Genomic DNA, 14,287 nt, shown 5'->3' with positions numbered 1-14,287 from the left:
TTTTATGTTTGAACAATTAGATACACTAATTTTTCGTTTTGAAGAAATATTAGAATTATTAAGTGACCCATCGGTTATTGCCGATACCAATCGTTTACGTGAATTAACAATCGAAGAAAGTGATTTACGTCCAAAAGTTGAAAAAATCCGTCGCTATAAGCAAGTAGAACAAGAATTAGCAGATACGGAAGAAATGTTAAATGAAGGCCTTGATGCAGAAATGGCCGAAATGGCTAAAATGGAATTAGCGGAATTAAAAGAAGAACGTGAAAACTTACAAGAAGAAATTAAAATTATGATGTTACCAGAAGATCCAAATGATGGCAAAAACATCATTATGGAAATTCGTGGGGCCGCAGGTGGTGACGAGGCTCAATTATTCGCTGGTGATTTATTGAATATGTACACTAAATATGCCGATAGCCAAGGATGGAATGTGGAAGTCTTGGATGCAAATATTACCGGTATCGGTGGTTATAAAGAAGTATCCATTATGATTTCTGGTCATAAAGTATATAGTAAATTAAAATTCGAAAATGGTGCTCACCGTGTCCAACGTGTCCCAGAAACGGAATCTCAAGGACGGGTCCATACCTCTACTGCTACAGTCGTGGTTATGCCAGAAGTAGAAGATATTGATTTCGAATTAAATGAAAATGATATTCGAGTAGACATTTATCATGCCTCAGGTGCGGGTGGACAGCACGTTAACAAAACAGCTTCAGCTGTACGTTTAACACATATCCCTACTAATACCGTGGTAGCGATGCAAGATGAACGTTCACAATTGAAAAACCGTGAAAAAGCGATGAAAGTATTGCGTGCCCGCGTCTTCGACCAAATGCAATCAGAAGCCCAATCTGAAATTGATGCTTCTCGTAAATTAGCAGTCGGAACAGGGGACCGTTCTGAACGTATTCGTACTTATAATTTCCCGCAAAACAGGGTGACCGATCACCGTATTGGTTTAACCATCCAACAATTAGATTCAATCTTAAATGGGAAATTAGACGAAATTATCGATAGCTTAGTCATGTATGACCAAACTCAAAAATTGGAGGAACTCAATGGTCCTAAGCTCTAAAATGACTTTAGCTGAAGCTCTCCAAAGGGCTTCAGTTTTTTTGCAAGAAAACCGCATTCAAGACAGTCCGATTAAAGATTATTGGCAACGGACATTTGATTGGAATTATACTCAATTGATATTAAACTTAAACATGCCGCTTAATGATGAACAAGCGATGCGCTTTAACGAAGTGTTAAAACGATTAGCCCAACATGAGCCGATTCAGTATATTTTAGGAAAAGCTGATTTTGTTGGTGAAACTTATTATGTAACGCCAGACACCTTAATTCCACGAGAGGATACTTACGGTTTAATTGAAATGGGATGTGCGTTTTTTAAGGAACATCCACAAGCCAAAGTGCTTGATATTGGAACGGGAAGTGGCATCATTGCGATTGAATTAGCCAAACAATTGGCGCCAAACCAAGTTACAGCGGTTGATATTTCGCCAGCAGCTTTAGCAGTAGCCCAGAAAAATGGTCAGCATCATCAAGTGCAAGTGGAGTGGCTTGAAAGTGATTTAATGTCTGCTTTAAAGGGACGTCAATTTGATTTAATTGTCTCCAATCCACCCTATATTGCTGAAGATGAGTTAGCTTTAATGGATGAATCGGTTAAACGTTTTGAACCCGCTACAGCACTTTTTGCCGAGCAACAAGGTCTCGCTATTTATCAGCGCCTAGCCGAAACATTGCCATCGTTTTTATCAATCAATGGCCAAATTTTGTTAGAAATAGGCTTTAAACAAGCCAGCGCTGTCCAAGCAATTTTTCAAAAAACATTTCCTAATGCCATCATAAGTGTTCATCAAGATTTAAATAGTTTAGATCGCTATATTAAAATCGATACTCAGAAGGGGTGAAGCAATGGAAACCAAAATTTATAAGAAAGAACAAATAAATGAAGCAGCCGCCCAATTAAAATCCGGGCAATTAGTGGCTTTTCCAACGGAAACCGTCTTTGGTTTGGGAGCCATCGCGACGAACGAAGCCGCCGTTAAAAGTGTTTTTGCAACTAAAGGTCGTCCGCAAGACAACCCCTTAATTGTGCATGTGAGTAGCATTGAACAAGTGGCAGAGTATGTGGCAGAAGTATCAGAAATTGCAGCACAATTAATGAAGCAATTTTGGCCGGGACCACTGACGATTATTTTCCCACAAAAACCCGGGGTGTTAGCACCAAGTGTGACTCCTGGACAAGAAACTGTCGCTGTCAGAATGCCTGATAATCCAGAAGCTTTAGCCCTAATCAAGGCTGCAGGTATTCCATTAGTCGGACCAAGTGCCAATAAATCAGGTAAACCAAGTCCAACAGCAGTGGAACATGTTTATCATGACTTTCAAGGGGAAATTGCAGGCATAGTCGAACCAAGCGAAAAGTTATTAGCTGTGGGTGTTGAATCGACGGTCGTATTGCCACGAGCGGGGGTCATCAACATTTTACGTCCAGGTGCGATTACGAAAGAAGATTTAATAGCATTAGGTTATCAAGTCGAAGAAAAAACAGCGGAAGAACAGTTAAAAGATACGAGCGTTTTGTCCCCTGGAGTTAAATACACGCATTATAGCCCTAAACAACCGGTTCATGTCTTAATAACGGATGATTCACTGCAATTTTTACAATATATTCAAGATTTAGAACAGCCAGTGGCCTTATTAGGAGATCAATCCGTCCTTGAAGCACTTAATGATGACCCACAGATTGTAGCTACTCATTCTTATGGCGCAAAAGGGGATTTAGTCTCAGCTACCCAACAATTATATGCCGGCTTAAGAGCCCTAGAACAAACAAGCGCACGGGTTATTGTCGCACAAGGCTTCCCAGATTCACCAGCCAGTCATGCGATGATGAATCGTTTGAGAAAAGCAGCCGATTTGGTTGAAAATTTTTGATAAAATGATGAAATGATAAGTGGCATCGACTTTAATCTATGTTATAATATGTTGAAGAAACGGGGGTATGCAAATGATGAAAGATAGTATCGTTTTTGACTTAATTAATAAAGAAGCCAATCGCCAAAAAAATGGCATTGAGTTGATAGCATCAGAAAATTTTGTTTCCGACGAAGTGTTAAAAGCACAAGGCAGTATTTTAACCAATAAGTATGCAGAAGGTTATCCAGGACGTCGCTATTATGGTGGCTGTGAATATATTGATCAACTAGAACAACTAGCGATTGATCGTGTGAAAAAATTATTTGGCGCTGACTTTGCTAATGTTCAACCACATTCAGGTTCATCAGCCAATTTAGCGGTATATCGTGCTTTCCTAGAACCGGGTGACCGCGTATTAGGAATGGACTTAGCACAAGGGGGGCACTTAACCCATGGCTCACCCGTTAACTTTAGTGGACAATCTTACGAAATGTATAGCTATGGTGTCGACGAAACGGGTTATATTGACTATGATGCTTTAGAAAAGAAAGCTGTCGAATGCCAACCAAAAATGATTATTGCAGGTGCTAGTGCATACTCAAGATCAATTGATTTTGAACGTATCGGTCAAATTGCCAAAAAAGTAGGCGCGATTTATTTTGTGGATATGGCACACATTGCCGGATTGATAGCCGCAGGCTTACATCAAAATCCAGTACCATATGCAGATGTAGTCACCAGTACCACTCATAAAACATTACGTGGACCACGTGGTGGGATTATTTTAGGGAAAGCAGAACATGAAAAAGCAATTAATTCAGCTATTTTCCCAGGAACCCAAGGTGGACCATTGGAGCATGTGATTGCAGCCAAAGCAGTCGCTTTCGGTGAAGCCTTAGATCCATCATTTAAAGAATATGCCGCACAAGTGATTAAAAACACGCAAGCAATGGCAAAAGTATTCAGTCAAAGCGAATTAAATGTCATCTCAGGTGGCACGGATAATCATCTCTTCTTAGTAGATGTGACGCCATTGGGAATTACAGGCAAATGGGTCCAAGAACGTTTAGATAAAGTGGGTATCACCGTTAATAAAAACTCAATTCCAAATGACACTAAATCATTTGTTCAAACAAGTGGTATACGTATTGGTGCCGCAGCTATTACGACCCGTGGCGCAAAAGAAGCAGACGCGATTCAGATTGCAGAAATGATGCTCGCAGCATTAAAAGCAGATGAATCAGAATTACCAACATTACATGAGCAGGTCATCGAGTTTGTTAAAGATTGGCCGATGTTTGCTTGGGCATAAAAATTATATTAGCGAAAAATAAGGAGGAATTATTTTGGCAAAATTTCAGGTAGTAGATCATCCACTCATTCAACATAAATTAACAATTATTCGTGATAAAAATACTTCAACGAAACAATTTCGTGAGGTGACCAACGAAATCGCGATGTTAATGGCGTATGAAATTACCCGTGATTTACCATTAGAAGACGTAGAAATCGAAACCCCATTAGTAAAATCAGTTCAAAAACAAATTGCTGGTAAAAAATTAGCAATTATCCCAATTTTACGTGCTGGTTTAGGAATGGTGGATGGCATGGTAGACTTAATTCCAGCCGCTAGAATTGGTCATATTGGTTTATACCGTGATGAAGATACTTTAGAAGCAGTCGAATATTTTGCTAAATTCCCTCAAGATATTAGTGAACGTCGTCTATTTGTTGTTGACCCAATGTTAGCAACTGGTAGTTCAGCAATTGCGGCCCTCGATTTATTAACTAGCAAATACAATGTGCAACCAGAAAATATTACCTTTGTCTGTCTAGTTTCTGCTCCAGAAGGTGTTAAAGCCTTCCAAGAAGCTTATCCAGATGTGGACTTATACACGGCTGCCTTAGATGAACGCTTAAACGAACATGGTTATATCTTACCAGGTTTAGGTGATGCTGGGGATAGAATCTTTGGTACCAAATAATAAATATTAAAAACCTTGTCAGGTGCAATGTGAAAACCCACAGTTAGCTTTGTCTCTAACTAAAAATTTTGGGTGTTCACTTTATAAATTGCACTGAACAAGGTTTTTCTTTTTGAAAATAATGTTTAAAACGGATTGGCTCAAACTGTACTAATCCTATGCATTCGTGTCCATATTGATGGAGGCTGTACCAAATTAGACAAACGCTAATGATATTAAAACCCATTACGACATAATGTTTTTAAGCTTGTCCATTAGAGAAGCAACGGGTCATCAAACTGAATCATAATGATCAGTGAAGAAAAAAAGTGGAAGTAGGCGAGAAGTCGAAAATCGATGATTTTCACTTCGTCTGCCTACCACCACATAATTTGAGCCCCTTTAACCATTGCACTAACAATCAATTAGATGAAATCTTAGGAAGTTTCAAAGGTTTTTCTGAGCTCGCTTTTTTAATGATTTGTTTCAGAAAAGAACAGTGCTTAATCTTCTGGTAAGATAAAGCCATCCGTTTCTTTATTTTGTAAAATATTTTCTGCCCATGCATGATTAATAATGCGGAAATGACCTTTAGTATTTTTTTTCAAAGCACGTTTGAATTTATCGCGAATGAAGGTCAGTAATCGTTCGTGGCAATCGACCATCATTTGGTTAGTATCCGTTACATATAAAAACTTCGGTTGACCTTCTTTATTGAGGAAGAAGTAACGATTTTTTACTTGAGCAGTAGGATTTTCTTTGGCGAATAACCCATCGGTTAACATTTTAACCATCTCAATTTCAGTATCTTTAAAGCCATAATCATAAATTTGCACTTTTTCCATTAAATCGGCCATGTTTAACATAATACGCATTTCATAATCATCGACTGAAACGGGGAAACTATTAATTAAATCATTTAATTGTGCTTGAATCGCTTCACGTTGTTCATTATATTGTGGCGCAACATGGAACAGTAATTTCTTGTCTGGGTCATGATATAAAAATTGAGATGAAATATGACGCTTAGCGCCACAATGCTCGCATTCAAATAATAATAAAGTACCGTCTAATAATTTTTCTTTTAAATCAGGGTTTAAACGGGTGTTAATGGCGATATCGAATTGTCTTTCTATTTCATGATGACAAACGGGACATTTAAATTTCATTTTTGGTGCCATAAACTCTCTCCTTTTTTGTAAGTTAATATCATTATAACAGAAATCAGTTAATACCTAAATGATTTTAAAAAAATCTATGCAATACTAGCTTTTAGAAACAATCTGCTATATGATATAATGGTAAATGTGAAAGTATTTTCAAAACAGAGGTGATAATGGATGGAGATAATCGTGATTCATAGTTCTCGTTACGGTTCGACTGAAAAATATGCAATTGAAATTTCAAAAAAATTACGCTGCCCCGTGGTGGATAGTGCTCAAGTTTCAGTAGAAGACTTGGCTAGTTATGACATTATTATTTTAGGTACTTGCTTATTGGAAGGTCAATTATCTGACGCAGCGATGTATGAACAATGGGTTAAACAATATCCCGATAAACATTGGGCTTTATTTACAGTGGGATTATCCAATCCTAAGTTAACTGACTTTAAAGACATATTAGACAATAACTTTGAAGATACAACTATTGAGAAAGTCGAATTATTCCATTATCGTGGTGCGATTCAATTCAAACGTTTACTGTTAATGGAGAGTTTGGTATCAAAAGTAAAACAAAAGCGTTTAGCATCGATTGATTATGTGCCATTAGATGATGACAATGAACGATTACTGCGTAAATATGGTACGACTTATGATTTTACAGACAAAGAAAATACTATTTTATTAATTGATTGGGCAAATAAAATCTTAAGAAATGAAAAGGAGCTTGAGAAATGAATCCAAAGGAATTAGTCGGACGAAAAGCAGCGGAATATGTTCAAGATGGGATGGTAGTAGGCTTAGGAACAGGCTCAACGGCCTACTGGTTTGTTGATGAAGTGGGACAAAGAGTTAAAGACGGTGAATTGCCAAATATTGTGGGCGTTCCTACTTCCAAACAAACAGAAATACAAGCACGAGAATTAGGTATTCCGCTAGCACAATTGGATGAAGTTAATTCCATTGATTTATTAGTGGACGGCGCAGATGAATGTTTACGTTCGATGTCAGGTATTAAAGGTGGTGGTGGTGCCCACTTAATCGAGAAAATTGTCGCTGAAAATAGTCATGAGATTATTTGGATAGTAACAGAAGAAAAGGTCGTCGATTATTTAGGTGCCTTTCCTTTACCAGTAGAAGTGATTCAAACAGGCAGTTGGAACATCTTTAGAGCTTTTGAAAATGCTGGCATGAACCCATCATTCCGTAAAAAGGGCAAAGATTCACTATTCGTAACGGACTCTGGTAACTATATCATTGATTTACATTTAGAAAGAATCGATCAACCACAACAAGTTGCCTACGAGTTAAAATCGATGGTAGGGGTTGTCGAACATGGATTATTCATTAACTATCCTAATCGTATTTTGGTAGCCAAAAATGATGGTACGGTTGAAGTAATTGAAGGTCAATAATTAGATTTAGATGTGGATTTAAAATGTATTAGGGTCATTTAATGAAGCCTAATACAATGGATAAGTTGAAGATAAGGACGTGAATAACATGAGAATGGTTGAATTAATTGAAAAAAAACAAGCAGGTCAAGCTTTAACAGAAGCTGAAATCCGCTTTATTATTGAAGGCTTTACTGATGGACGTATCCCCGATTACCAAATGAGTGCATTTGCGATGGCTATTTATTTTAAAGGAATGACCGAGGAAGAAGCCAGTTACTTAACAATGGCCATGGCGGAAAGCGGCGACCAAATTGATTTGTCAGCCATTGAAGGGGTCAAAGTTGATAAACATTCTACCGGGGGTGTTGGCGATACCACGACGTTGGTTTTAGCGCCATTAGTGGCTTCTTACGGCGTGCCGGTAGCAAAAATGAGTGGGCGTGGATTAGGGCATACAGGTGGAACCGTCGATAAATTCGAAGCTATTGAAGGCTTTCGTTATGAAATTCCAATCGAAGAATTTATTGACTTGGTAAATCAACATAAAGTAGCCGTTGTCGGACAATCAGGTAATTTAACGCCAGCGGATAAAAAATTATATGCTTTACGTGATGTGACTGGAACCGTTCAATCGATTCCCTTAATTGCCAGCTCCATCATGAGTAAAAAGATTGCGGCTGGTGCTGATGCGATTGTTCTAGATGTAAAAGTCGGTGAAGGGGCCTTTATGAAGACGGTTGAAGAAGCAGAAAAATTGGCTCGAACCATGGTAAAAATCGGGAACCATGTCGGTCGTAAAACTTTAGCTGTTATCTCGAATATGAATGAACCATTGGGGTATGCGATTGGAAATGCCTTAGAAGTGGAAGAAGCGATTCAAACCTTAAAAGGACAAGGACCGGCTGATTTACTAGAATTATGTTTAGTTTTAGGGGCGCAAATGTTGATGGCGGCTAATAAAGTATCAACATTAGAAGAAGGTAAAGAGATGTTACAAACTCAAATTGAGAATGGACAGGCTTTAGCAACCTTTAAACAATTTATCAAACATCAAGGTGGCAATGAAAAGATTGCTGACGATGTCACCTTATTACCACAAGCCCAATATAAGATTGATTTGCCAGCTTTAACAGACGGTGTGGTAAGTAATTGGGTCGCGAATAAAGTGGGCGAAGCGGCAATGGTTTTAGGTGCGGGTCGTGAAACGAAAGAAGATACGATTGATCCAGCTGTTGGCTTAATTCTACATAAAAAAGTAGGCGACAAAGTACAAAAAGGCGATGCCTTATTAACGATTTATAGTAATAGAGAAGACGTTGAAGAAGTTAAACAACGTTTGTATGATGCGGTAACGATTAGTGATTCTGCTAAAAAAGAACCGCTCATCTACGAAGTGATAACCGAAGCTTAATAAATAATCAATGCTGAAAGACTAGGGAGAAGTCTTTCAGCTTTTTTTATGTGGTGAAAGTTGAGGTTCAGGATGTTTCTATATAAATTGATTCTTTAATGAATAGGGGATAGGATTTGCTAAGTAAGCGTCCTATATCAGAGTATCTTGATACATAAAAAATCCACTTCCAAATTTTTTAATCAAAATGGAAGTGGATTTACTTTTTATTGGATACCTAACTGACAATGACGTTGGACTAATTCACTCCATGGTAAATAAGCCTCTAAGACCTCATTTTTTTCAAAAATCGGTTCATTCGGTAAGTGGGTCAGTAAATAATTGATATATTTTTCTGAATCAAGCCCATGTCGTTTCGCTGTTTCAATTATTGTTAGAATGACAGCGTTCGTTTGAGCCCCTTCAAAACTCTTGGAGAACAACCAGTTCTTTCGACCAATCACCAAGTTCTTTATCGCTCGCTCCGCTAAGTTATTCGATAAGACTAAATGACCATCTTCCAATACGGTTTTAAAAGTATTTTCATAATTTAATGCATATTGGATGGCTTTACCGAGTTTGAACCCTGGTAATACTTCTTGGGTGCGACACCAATCGAAGAAAGCTTCCATAACAGGGCGTAACTCTGACTGTCGTTTGACAAATCGTTCTTCTGGTGTGAGGTCTGCCCATGCTTCTTCTAAGCGGAATAGCTGATTACAATAGTCTAAACCAACTGCTCCCAAACTCTCTTTCGACTGCTTGGGTGTCGCTTCGTAGAATTTTCGTCGCACATGGGCCCAACAGCCGACTAATTTCGCATTCTCGAGTTGACGATAAGCCGCATGCATATCACAATGAACATACCCCGAGTAGTCACCTAAGAGTTCTTTTATCACCTGTCCACTCCGCTTAGCATCATGATGGTAGAGTGTGATGCCTCTTTCAGCGTCTTTACCAGAAGCAACGACCCAATAATAAGTTTGATTCGTTTTACTCTCTAAGACTCGATACGGTGTTTCATCCGCATGTAGATGCGTTTGTGATAACAGCTCTTGTGTTAACCGCCGATAAAGGGGTAGAAAATATTGTTCACTCACTTTCATCTGCCAGTGAGTCAATTCTTTTCGGGTGATGGGAAGGGATAACTTAATCCAATCTGTTTCTTGTCGATAATTAGGGACTTTTAAATTGTATTTTAGATGAATGGAATGCGCAATAATCGAAGCGGAGCCTAAGCTATGGTTCAAGGGAGCCTTCGGTACCGTGGATTTAATAATGACATCTTGATCGTTCAATTGACTACAATGCTCGCATTTATAGGCATGTTGAATATGATCCACCCGTTTTATTTGTGCAGGGATAAAGACTAATTCCTGACGATAACAGTGCGAACCGATTTCTTTTAAATGATGTTGACAATCTGGGCAGTGGCAAGCTTCCCCTTCAAGAGCATAGTGTTTTTCTTCAACAGGAAATTGATCGAGTGTGAGTTGGCGTTTTCCGGACGATTTCTTTCGTGTATACTGTATCGTTTCAATCTCGCCTGGGAGAGTCCGGCATTTGTTTTGCCGGTTCATTTTCATCTTCGAAGAGAGAAAGCTGACCATCAGGAATGATGATCTTCTCAGATTTTTTCCCATAGAGCTGTTTTAATAAATAAGCATTTTGTTCACGAAGTAAAGCAATTTCATTATTGAGTGTTTCGATTAAATTGAATTGTGATTCTAATTGTTTTTCTAAACTGTTCATATGCCTTACTCCGTTCATTAGTATAGGTATAGTATAAAACAGGAAAGAGAGACTATCAATAGAAAGTTCGCTGATTGGCCACTTTAATTTTGGGTTCGATCGAGAACCCTTGAAGTAACCAGTTCACTTGTGTTTCATTTAATTTTATTATGTCATCATTATGAGAAGGCCAAGTTAAACGACCATTTTCGAAACGCTTATAGAATAGCCAAAACCCTTGACCATCCCAATAGAGAATCTTAAACCGATCTTTTTTTGTCCCACAGAATAGAAAAAGTTTTTGTGAAAAAGGATCCAATTGATACTTTTCTCTCACGAGTGATGCAAGGGAATCAATTCCTTGGCGCATATCGGTTTTTCCTGAGATTAGATAAACTTGACCTAATTGATTGATATTCATTTTCAAGATAACACACCCCTAAAATAGTTTGATTATCACTATTTTAAGGGTGTTATCCAATTATTGATAGATACTCTGTTATGGGACGCTTACTTTGCTAAAGAGATGATTGGAGTTCGATTAGAAAAGGACTGTATTTTTTAGTCTTAAACCCAAAATATTTGTCAGACCTGTTCATTTTGGATAGGTTTTTAGACTTTTTCAAAAACAAAATTTTTTTTATCGAAAAACGGGCGATTTTTAATCAAGATTGAGCTAAAATGTGTTCATTTTGAACAGGTATTAATAATAGATTACAAAAGGTTGTGGAGAGTAGTAACGAGAGGTTGGATATTAACATTTAAACTTGATTCATTCATGGTGCAGTATTTGAGTGGCCCAGACTTTTCGATGCTAGACAAATGAAGCGAACTAAAGATGATTTTCTAGATCTAGTCCACTTCAAAGTTCGTTTGAAAGATTATTCTTTAGGCGAGAGAATGATAAAATAAAAAGGATCTATAATTTTTAGTGTTGGTGGCGAAATCACCAGCACTATTTTTATATACAAAAAGCCTGTGATTTCCTCTATAATTAAGTTGTCCAAAAATAATAGAAAGTAGGAAATCACATGGCTACAAACAATAATACTAAAATTTTACTTGGAATGGAAGACCTTAATATCAATATCGAACAGAATGATTTTGATGAAGAATGCTATTTCTCAGTTCATCAATTTAAAAGTTCTACTAAAAAAATGCTTCCTGTCTCAAAAGCCTTTAAAAAAGTATTAACCGTTACAGGAACGCTAAAGAATACGCCTAAAGTGTGCCCTCATTGTGGTAGTAGTAATAATGGAGCGGAAGATATGATTGATTATGGATCTTATAGGACCGTCATCCTAATTGGGCAATATAACCTTCAACCTGCTTATCTTAAACTGACTAAGCAACGATACCTTTGTAAACATTGTCAAAAAACAACGGTTTCTCAAACCAACTTAACCAAACAGCACTGTACGATTTCATCACCCTTAAAGGTAATGATTCTTCAAGAATTAGGTAAAACGAAGCCCATCAAAGATATTGCTGAAACCTGGAATGTTTCGTCGCATACGGTACTACGTCAATTGAAAGCCTATAGTTATCAATATAATACCAAGCCTACCTGACTACCCAAACATATCGCGATTGATGAATTTAAATCCGTGAAGAATGTGGAGGCAGCTATGTCGTGTATTTTAATGGATAATCACAAACATATTGTAGTGGATGTCTTAGAAAACCGAACACAAGCTTTTTTATATGACTATTTTATGCGTTTTTCTAGAGCGGAACGATTGAAAGTTAAAACCATCACGATGGATATGAACGGGGCGTTTAAAGACTTTCTTCCCTCGATTTTTCCAAATGCTGTCGTGGTCATCGACCGTTTTCATATCGTACAGTTGGTGACAAGGGCTTTAAATCAACATCGGATAGAAGTGATGAATCGTTTAAAATCAAAAAACAAACCTGATGCGAATAAGTTTAAACGATATTGGAAACTATTATTAAAAGATTGGAATGAGTTGGAGTTCGAAGAATATAAGAAATATTCATTATTTAAGCAAGCGATTCATGAAAGAGGTATTGTCGATTATTTATTATCAAAAGATTCTACTCTTAGTCTCAGTTACCGTTTGATTCATGAAGTAATGGATGCCATAAAGGAACATTCCTATGATCAATTCATCCATGTATTGGAGGAGAGTAAGAAATATCGCCTCCCTAGAAAAATACGAACGGCATTTAATACTTTATATCATTATCGCCATCATATACAGAATAGCTTAAAATATACGCTATCAAATGGTTGTGTGGAGGGTACAAATAATAAAATTAAAGTCATTAAACGAATCAGTTATGGATATCGAAACTTCTACCACTTAAGAAGTAGAATTATATTATCGACTGCTCATAATAATGTGAAGAATGAAGCTTATCGTCCACTATTATTTGCTGAAGAAGATGCCATTAAAAAATATGAGGAAGAATACCAAAAACAATTAGAAATGCAAAATGAGATAGCTTAATTTAAGTAAAAAAAGAGCACTTGAGCAAATGTTCAAGTGCAACTATTACTATTTACCAACACTACTTGACAAAGAGCCAATAAAAAACAATATCCATTGTTAGACAATTGTTGCTAACAAAGGATATTGTAGTGATGATTTATTATTGACGATTCCCAAAATGTCGCCATTCAATTTGGCGAGCATCGGCCCAGTCTCGCAAGTCAGATGATAATATTAAATTAACCTGATGTAAATCTTTAACAGATTTGGCGTTTAACATTAACATTAAATGTTGAATGGCTTCTTTCCAATTTTCAATCACTTCAATTGACTGCTCAACGCCTTGTTCATGAACCATCTGCAAGAAACGACCGGATAAGCCAACGGCATTGGCTCCTAAGGCTAAGGCTTTGACGATGTCTAAGTAATCGGTAATCCCGCCACTAGCTAAGATCGTGGTTTGATTTAAGAAAGGTTGTGCTTCTAGTAATGATTCAGGGGTGGTTTGTCCCCAGCCGGCAATGGCCTGATAATCTAATTTTTCGCGGCGTTCATTTTCAATTTGGATAAAGTTTGTCCCACCACGGCCACTGACATCAATATTTTTAACACCTAATTGAATTAAATGTTGAATCGTTTCGCGACTCATTCCAAAGCCAACTTCTTTAACGATAACCGGAACGGGCAACTCGCGTACGATGGTTTCAATGTTTTTAGACCAGCTCGTAAAGTCACGATCACCTTCTGGCATCACAATTTCTTGAGGAACATTCAGATGAATTTGCAAGGCATTGGCTTCTAATAAATCGACCGCTCGTTTAGCATTTTCAAGGTCATGATGAGCTCCAAGATTGGCCATCACAAAACCGTTGGGATTGACTTTACGCACGATGGTAAAGCTATCACGGACGGATTCGTCACTTAAAGCCCCACTGACAGAACCGGTCGCCATTGCTAAACCGGTTGCGGCGGCTACTTGACCTAGCGCTTCATTATATTGTTTGGTTTTAGCCGAGCCACCGGTCATGCCATTAATATAAAAGGGTACTTGATGAATGGTATCAGCCCAATGAGTTGTTAGTTGAATTTGGTCTAAGGTTAAAGGGGCGAAAGACTGATGAACAAAGCGGATGCCTTCAAAGGCTGAAATTTTCTTTTGAGATTGTTGTTCTAACGCATATTTTACATGGTCATCTTTACGTTTTTGTGAAAATGATGGTAATTGAGATTGAAACATGATAGCTCCTTT

The 14,287-nt window shown here is 37.7% G+C and carries 15 protein-coding genes; 10 read left to right on the top strand and 5 right to left on the bottom strand.

Going from position 1 to position 14,287, the window contains the following annotated elements; all coding sequences use genetic code 11:
- Nucleotides 1-4 precede the first annotated feature (4 nt).
- From prfA to upp, 5 genes are all read left to right on the top strand, one after another.
- Nucleotides 5-1,084: a peptide chain release factor 1 gene (prfA, locus tag CYJ72_RS03690; RefSeq protein ID WP_101813278.1), complete on the top strand. Its 1,080-nt coding sequence runs from the start codon at nt 5-7 to the stop codon at nt 1,082-1,084.
- Complete coding sequence (gene prmC / locus CYJ72_RS03685) at nt 1,068-1,928, top strand: peptide chain release factor N(5)-glutamine methyltransferase (protein ID WP_284630531.1); 861 nt, start codon at nt 1,068-1,070, stop codon at nt 1,926-1,928. Before prfA ends, prmC begins: the two co-directional genes overlap by 17 nt.
- 4 nt (nt 1,929-1,932) lie before the next feature.
- Nucleotides 1,933-2,958 (top strand): L-threonylcarbamoyladenylate synthase, encoded by a 1,026-nt coding sequence (locus CYJ72_RS03680; RefSeq protein WP_284630529.1) that lies wholly within the window; start codon nt 1,933-1,935, stop codon nt 2,956-2,958.
- A 67-nt stretch (nt 2,959-3,025) separates the two neighbouring features.
- On the top strand, nt 3,026-4,252 hold the full coding sequence (glyA, locus tag CYJ72_RS03675; RefSeq protein WP_284630527.1) for a serine hydroxymethyltransferase: 1,227 nt from the start codon (nt 3,026-3,028) through the stop codon (nt 4,250-4,252).
- A 34-nt stretch (nt 4,253-4,286) separates the two neighbouring features.
- Entirely contained in the window at nt 4,287-4,925 is a 639-nt protein-coding gene (upp, locus tag CYJ72_RS03670; RefSeq protein ID WP_066124156.1) for a uracil phosphoribosyltransferase, read from the top strand.
- Between the two features lie 482 nt (nt 4,926-5,407).
- Here upp and CYJ72_RS03665 read toward each other — a convergent pair whose 3' ends face one another.
- Nucleotides 5,408-6,085, bottom strand: coding sequence for a CpXC domain-containing protein (locus CYJ72_RS03665; protein WP_284630523.1), 678 nt, complete (start codon nt 6,083-6,085; stop codon nt 5,408-5,410).
- A gap of 159 nt (nt 6,086-6,244) precedes the next feature.
- On the opposite strand from CYJ72_RS03665, the gene CYJ72_RS03660 reads away from it, so the two are divergent.
- The 3 genes from CYJ72_RS03660 (at nt 6,245) to CYJ72_RS03650 (ending at nt 8,872) form a co-directional block, all read left to right on the top strand.
- The gene (locus CYJ72_RS03660; protein ID WP_284630521.1) at nt 6,245-6,802 is read left to right on the top strand and encodes a flavodoxin domain-containing protein; all 558 of its coding nucleotides are present in this window, start codon (nt 6,245-6,247) and stop codon (nt 6,800-6,802) included.
- Nucleotides 6,799-7,479, top strand: coding sequence for a ribose-5-phosphate isomerase RpiA (rpiA, locus tag CYJ72_RS03655; RefSeq protein WP_284630519.1), 681 nt, complete (start codon nt 6,799-6,801; stop codon nt 7,477-7,479). Before CYJ72_RS03660 ends, rpiA begins: the two co-directional genes overlap by 4 nt.
- A gap of 88 nt (nt 7,480-7,567) precedes the next feature.
- Entirely contained in the window at nt 7,568-8,872 is a 1,305-nt protein-coding gene (locus CYJ72_RS03650; RefSeq protein ID WP_284630517.1) for a pyrimidine-nucleoside phosphorylase, read from the top strand.
- Nucleotides 8,873-9,078: 206 nt separating this feature from the next.
- Here the strand turns inward: CYJ72_RS03650 and tnpC are convergent, their stop codons facing one another.
- The 3 genes from tnpC to tnpB are packed head-to-tail and all read right to left on the bottom strand — an operon-like array spanning nt 9,079 to nt 11,003.
- Nucleotides 9,079-10,437 (bottom strand): IS66 family transposase, encoded by a 1,359-nt coding sequence (tnpC, locus tag CYJ72_RS03645; RefSeq protein WP_431606495.1) that lies wholly within the window; start codon nt 10,435-10,437, stop codon nt 9,079-9,081.
- Entirely contained in the window at nt 10,388-10,603 is a 216-nt protein-coding gene (locus tag CYJ72_RS03640) for a transposase (protein WP_284629745.1), read from the bottom strand. Before CYJ72_RS03640 ends, tnpC begins: the two co-directional genes overlap by 50 nt.
- Nucleotides 10,604-10,658: 55 nt before the next feature.
- Nucleotides 10,659-11,003 carry an IS66 family insertion sequence element accessory protein TnpB gene (gene tnpB / locus CYJ72_RS03635; protein ID WP_234982891.1) on the bottom strand — a complete coding sequence of 115 codons (345 nt, stop codon included), beginning with the start codon at nt 11,001-11,003 and terminating at the stop codon, nt 10,659-10,661.
- A gap of 610 nt (nt 11,004-11,613) precedes the next feature.
- Between tnpB and CYJ72_RS03630 the strand changes: the two genes are divergently transcribed.
- Together CYJ72_RS03630 and CYJ72_RS03625 are read left to right on the top strand one after the other, a co-directional pair.
- Complete coding sequence (locus tag CYJ72_RS03630; RefSeq protein ID WP_284630516.1) at nt 11,614-12,153, top strand: transposase family protein; 540 nt, start codon at nt 11,614-11,616, stop codon at nt 12,151-12,153.
- Nucleotides 12,154-12,165: 12 nt separating this feature from the next.
- Nucleotides 12,166-13,056, top strand: a complete 891-nt coding sequence (locus CYJ72_RS03625; protein ID WP_284630878.1) for an ISL3 family transposase — start codon at nt 12,166-12,168, stop codon at nt 13,054-13,056.
- Nucleotides 13,057-13,198: 142 nt separating this feature from the next.
- Here the strand turns inward: CYJ72_RS03625 and fni are convergent, their stop codons facing one another.
- On the bottom strand, nt 13,199-14,275 hold the full coding sequence (fni, locus tag CYJ72_RS03620) for a type 2 isopentenyl-diphosphate Delta-isomerase (protein WP_066125197.1): 1,077 nt from the start codon (nt 14,273-14,275) through the stop codon (nt 13,199-13,201).
- Nucleotides 14,276-14,287 lie beyond the last annotated feature (12 nt).

Origin of the sequence: Globicatella sanguinis (assembly GCF_002847845.2) — a bacterium.
Taxonomy (GTDB): domain Bacteria; phylum Bacillota; class Bacilli; order Lactobacillales; family Aerococcaceae; genus Globicatella; species Globicatella sanguinis.
This window is presented reverse-complemented; position numbering and strand designations above follow the sequence as displayed.